Annotated in this window: 4 protein-coding genes; 2 read left to right on the forward strand and 2 right to left on the reverse strand. The window is 65.8% G+C overall.

Going from position 1 to position 2,262, the window contains the following annotated elements:
• Both scpB and AC1VAN_RS19185 read right to left on the reverse strand, forming a co-directional pair.
• The coding region (gene scpB, locus AC1VAN_RS19180) for an SMC-Scp complex subunit ScpB (protein WP_480986478.1) at positions 1–373 on the reverse strand (373 nt) is incomplete at its 3' end.
• Positions 374–386: 13 nt separating this feature from the next.
• Positions 387–1,292 (reverse strand): segregation and condensation protein A, encoded by a 906-nt coding sequence (locus AC1VAN_RS19185; protein ID WP_025876498.1) that lies wholly within the window; start codon positions 1,290–1,292, stop codon positions 387–389.
• A gap of 373 nt (positions 1,293–1,665) precedes the next feature.
• On the opposite strand from AC1VAN_RS19185, the gene AC1VAN_RS19190 reads away from it, so the two are divergent.
• Positions 1,666–1,965 (forward strand): YciI family protein, encoded by a 300-nt coding sequence (locus AC1VAN_RS19190; protein WP_025876500.1) that lies wholly within the window; start codon positions 1,666–1,668, stop codon positions 1,963–1,965.
• Positions 1,962–2,237, forward strand: coding sequence for a BolA family protein (locus tag AC1VAN_RS19195; RefSeq protein ID WP_032978785.1), 276 nt, complete (start codon positions 1,962–1,964; stop codon positions 2,235–2,237). The genes AC1VAN_RS19190 and AC1VAN_RS19195 overlap by 4 nt, the downstream gene beginning before the upstream one ends.
• Positions 2,238–2,262: the final 25 nt, after the last annotated feature.

Raw genomic sequence — 2,262 nt, forward strand, 5'->3', positions numbered from 1 at the left:
GGATGATGTTACTGCTGACCGCCACGCCGCGCACCTGCTCGATCTCGCCACGGGTGATCGGCTGCCGGTAGGCGATCAGGGCCAGTGTTTCCAGGGTGGCGCGGGTATAGCGGGTCTTGCGTTCGGTCCACAGCCGGCTGATCCAGCCATGTACTTCGGCGGTCACCTGGTAGCGGAAGCCCGAAGCCACCTCCACCAGTTCCACGCCACGGTCCTGGCAGCCCTCGCGCAGCCGTTCCAGCGCACGTTCGATGCTGCCCGGTGGTGCCGGCTCATCTTCCGGGAACAGGTCCTTCAGCTGGGCCAGGGTGAGCGGCTGGCTGGAGGCCAGCAGCGCACCTTCGACAATGCGGTTGATCAGCGTTTGATCCATCGGCAGTCAGCGCTCACTCGTTTTCATTGGCGGCGTCGTTGTCGTCGAACTCGCTGCTGAACTGCAGCGGGGCATTGGTATTGCCGGCGGCCAGGGACTTCACGTAGATCGGCGCCAGCGGTTCTTCCTGCACGAGGTCCAGCAGCTGCTCCTTGGCCAGTTCCAGCACTGCCAGGAACGTGACCAGCACGCCCAGCTTGCCTTCTTCGGCGGTGAACAGGTTTTCAAAACGATAGAACCTGCCGTCTTCAAGCCGCCCCAGCACTTCACCCATGCGCTGCCGGACACTCAGCGCCTCGCGCTTGATGGCGTGGCCGGTGAACAGCTCGGCGCGCTTGAGTACGTCGTGCAGCGCCATCAGCATTTCCTTCAGGTCTACCGGCGGCGGCAGCTTCACTGCGGCGCGCTCGGGCATGAAGGCATGTGCCACGGTGGTGTCACGGTCCTGCCGGGGCAGGGCGTCGATATCCTCGGCGGCCTGCTTGAAGCGTTCGTACTCCTGCAGCCGTCGCACCAGCTCCGCACGCGGATCGGCTTCCTCGCCCTCCACGCTGGGGGGGCGGGGCAGCAGCATGCGCGACTTCACTTCCGCCAGGATCGCCGCCATCACCAGGTACTCGGCGGCAAGCTCGAAGCGCAGCTCGCGCATCACGGTGATGTATTCCACGTACTGCCGGGTGATCTCGGCCACGGGAATGTCCAGTACGTCCAGGTTCTGCCGGCGGATCAGGTACAGCAGCAGGTCCAGCGGTCCTTCAAAGGCATCCAGGATGACTTCCAGCGCATCCGGCGGGATGTACAGGTCCTGCGGAATCTGCAGGACCGGTTGCCCATGCACCACGGCCAGCGGCATTTCCTGCTGCTGGGGGGCGGGCGGCCGGGTTGGCGTGTTCGCGTCGAGCGCGAGTTCGGAAGTCATCTAATGGAGATCAGGATTGCAACGGACCAGTCGCGGTAGCTGACACACCGGGCAACTGCCACGGACCGCCAGGACACCAGGCGCGCCTGTCTCGGCGCGGTTCCACACATCAAACAACAGGGCGCTCCGCAGGACACGGCAGCGACAGGACTACGGGGAGGTCGTCTACGTGGCCCGGTCGGGTGGACCGGTTCGAAGCAGCGGGTCGGTCGTCGGGGGCTGCGTTGGCCGCAAAAACCGACGGGCTGCTGCATCCAGCCACGTGCAATGGTCCCTAGGGTAAGCCTTTGCCGCGCCAGTGTCCAGCCGAGGCCGGGCAGGCGGCGGGATTGGCTAGAATTGCTTCACCAGCAACGCAAGCGAGGAAATGCCGGTGTGGTATGTGATTGAAGGATATGACGGCCAGGATGTGCTGGCCCAGCGGCTGCAGGCGCGGCCCGAGCACCTGGCGCGGCTGACCGCGTTGCGCGATGAAGGCCGCCTGCTTCTGGCCGGGCCGTGTCCGGCGATCGACAGCGAAGACCCGGGCCCGGCAGGGTTCAGTGGCTCGGTGGTGATTGCCGGCTTCGACTCGTTGCAGCAGGCCCAGGCCTGGGCCGATGCCGACCCGTACGTCGCGGCGGGCGTCTATGTGCGGGTGCAGGTGCGTCCGTTCCGCAAGGTGCTGCCGTGAACGCGAAACGGATCGAGCAGATTCGTGACGCGCTGCAGCACGCGCTGGCCCCCAGCGTGCTTGAGATCGAAGACGACAGCCATCGCCATGCAGGCCATGCCGGAGCGCGCGATGGTCGCGGCCATTTCAACGTGCACGTGGTCAGCGAGCGCTTCGCGGGAATGGCCCCGCTGGCGCGCCATCGCGCAGTCTACGCCGCCTTGGGCACGTTGATGGAAACCGACATCCACGCGTTGTCCATCCGCGCACACACCCCGTCAGAGCAGGGCTGAAACCCTGTCCCGGGCTGTCCTGGCA

It is taken from the genome of Stenotrophomonas sp. 05L44_2, from assembly GCF_056665995.1.

Coding starts and splice junctions, on each gene's coding strand:
- AC1VAN_RS19185 (WP_025876498.1), bottom strand. CDS start 1,292: ATGACTTCCGAACTCGCGCTCGACGCGAACACGCCAACCCGGCCGCCC.